Genomic DNA, 2,694 nt, shown 5'->3' with positions numbered 1-2,694 from the left:
ACATTAAGTGTAGCATAATTAATTGAAAAATACAGAAAACGTTTTCACTTGTTGTAACAACGTTTTTAATGGTGTATAGTTTCATTAGTAAGAAACGTTTACCTACAAGAAATGCTTATGCGGCGTTGCGGCCGTAATAAAGTTTCTAAACCTAAAGGAGGGTTTTAAGTATGGTAATCACTGGTGTTGGCATTGGGCGCTCGATGGCATATGGTGAAGTATTGTGTATGGCACCTGCTTTGCATGAGCCAGAGGATTCTCCTCGTGCTGTTAGTGTGTTGGCTGAGGATGCAAAAAAGGCTGTTAAAAATGCTTTAAATGAAGTAAATAAAGACCTAAACCATCGTGCAAGTGAGGCTCTTGAAGCAAAGGATGAGGGGACTCGAAAAGCAGCACCAATTATGCAAGCTCTTGCACAGATGGCATCGGATCCAGCGTTAATAAGTGCAATTGAATCTGGTATTGATAAGGGGAAAACAGCGGAACGTGCCACTTGGGAAGGGTTCGCACAATTTGAAGACATGTTGCGTAATCTTGGTGGTTACATGGCTGAGCGTGCAGGAGATTTGCATGATGTTGGCCAGCGTGTTATTGCATCTTTGATTGGTGTTGAAGCTCCTGGGGTGCCGGAAAGTGATTCGCCTTTTGTGCTGGTTGCTAGGGATCTTTCACCTGCTGATACAGCTTCACTTGATTTAAGCAAGGTTCAGGCAATTGTCACTCTTGATGGTGGTCCTACAAGTCACACTGCTATTCTTGCTCGTGCTCGTGGAATTGTTGCTGTTGTTGGAGCACACGATGCCTCTCAGCTGAAGAATCATCAAATTGTTGTAGTAGATGCCGTTAATGGTCATGTTATAAGCAGTCCTAGTGAAGAAGAGATCGCGCATGTTAAAGAGTCTCGTGAGCGTTTAAGCCGCGCTCGTGAATTGCGTGGATTGCCTGGAAGTACAAAAGATGGTCATTTGATTCCTCTTTTGGCAAATGTAGGAAAGCCCTCAGATGCCGTAACTGCTCATGAGTATGGAGCAGAAGGAGTAGGTCTATTCCGAACGGAATTTCTGTTTATTGGTAACGAGCAACCGCCTAGTATAGAAGAACAAACAGAATCTTATACAGAGTTACTATCTCAGTTTGAAGGCAAGAAAGTTGTTATTCGATTGCTTGATGCTGGAGCAGATAAACCGTTACCATTCTTGACTCCTGAAGATGAACCAAATCCTGCCCTCGGACTTCGAGGTTTGCGTACTCTAAGACAGCATATGGATGTTCTAGATGGTCAGCTGGAGGCATTATCTCGTGCTGATGCTGTGACGAATGCTGACTTATGGGTGATGGCTCCAATGGTTTCAGACGAACATGAAGCAGCATATTTTGTAAAACTTGGTAAATCTAAAGGTCTTAAAAAGGTTGGCATTATGGCAGAGGTGCCTTCTATCGCTCTTGTTGCCGAGGAGGTTGCTCAAGTTGCTGATTTTGTATCTATCGGAACGAATGATTTGACGCAATACACTCTTGCAGCAGATAGAACCCTTGGGTCTGTTTCTAATTATCAAACTGCTTGGCACCCTGCAGTGTTGCGCGCGATCAAAATGATTGCAGACGCTGGTAACGCACATGGTATGCCAGTCGGAGTGTGTGGAGAAGCTGCAGCAGATCCAGACTTAGCGATTGTTCTTACAGGTCTCGGTATTAACTCGCTTTCTATGACGTCAGTTGCTTTGGACGATGTTCGAGCAGAACTTGCTCAAACTACATTTGATGAAGCTAAAGCTAAAGCTCATGAGGCTTTAGCTGGAAAGTTCTACCACTCAATCATGCAAGAATAAGCCAAGGGAGTAATTCAAAATATGATCGTTACGAAGAACATTAAAAATTCGATTACCAATCAGAAATAATCAAGAATAATTAACATGCTTAGAAAAGAGAAAATATGAGTGCTGATATTGATGAGCTTCTCCCGGATTCTGCAGTAAACCTTGATATTGCGGCGAAAGATTGGCGTGATGCTATTTGTCTTGCGGGCAATGCTTTGAAGGAGTCTGGCTTTACTACTGATGAATATACGGATCAGATGATTGAAACAGTTGAAAAAATGGGTCCGTATATTGTTATTGCCCCAGGCTTGGCTTTGGCGCATTCGCGCCCGTCGGAAGCAGTGTTAAAAAGTGGTTTGAGCTGGATTCGTTTAAGTACGCCCGTTAAATTTGGTAACACTGCCAACGATCCGGTCTCTTTAGTAATTGGTCTTGCAGGTCACGATGAAAATGAGCATATTGGCGTTATGTCCGCGGTTGCTGCAGCTTTGTCTAATCCTGTGAAGACTAGAGAACTTGCGCAAGCAAAAAACGCTAAAGAAATTCGCGCAATTCTTAAAAGTTAAATACTAAAGAATTAGCTAATTTTGCAAAATTAAAAAAATACAACTCAACGAAAGAGGTTATCTATGAATATTCTATGTGTATGCGGAAACGGCATTGGCACGTCTGTACTTTTAAAAATCAATGTTGAGGCTGCGGCAGCAGACTTAGGTCTTGATGTTACAGTTACTACTTCCGATGCTGGAAGTGCAAAAGGTACTGCCAATATGAATGATCTTGTGCTCACTTCTCCTCAGCTTGCTCCAGAGCTTGAGGGCACTACCACTCCTGTAGAAACAATTGAAAATTTCATGGATGTTGAAGAGGTGAAGGG

General features: G+C 42.8%; 3 protein-coding genes. All 3 read left to right on the top strand.

Going from position 1 to position 2,694, the window contains the following annotated elements:
- Positions 1-170: 170 nt before the first annotated feature.
- Positions 171-1,829: a phosphoenolpyruvate--protein phosphotransferase gene (gene ptsP / locus A5295_RS02135; protein ID WP_064621580.1), complete on the top strand. Its 1,659-nt coding sequence runs from the start codon at positions 171-173 to the stop codon at positions 1,827-1,829.
- Positions 1,830-1,933: 104 nt separating this feature from the next.
- Complete coding sequence (locus A5295_RS02130) at positions 1,934-2,383, top strand: PTS sugar transporter subunit IIA (RefSeq protein ID WP_004108034.1); 450 nt, start codon at positions 1,934-1,936, stop codon at positions 2,381-2,383.
- 63 nt (positions 2,384-2,446) lie between these two features.
- Positions 2,447-2,694 (top strand): PTS sugar transporter subunit IIB (locus tag A5295_RS02125; protein WP_064621579.1); only part of this gene is annotated, 248 nt, incomplete at its 3' end.

Source organism: Gardnerella sp. 26-12, assembly GCF_001660745.1.
Lineage (GTDB): Bacteria > Actinomycetota > Actinomycetes > Actinomycetales > Bifidobacteriaceae > Bifidobacterium > Bifidobacterium swidsinskii.
The sequence above is the reverse complement of the archived record's forward strand: the minus strand, read 5'-3'. Positions and strand labels throughout refer to the sequence as shown.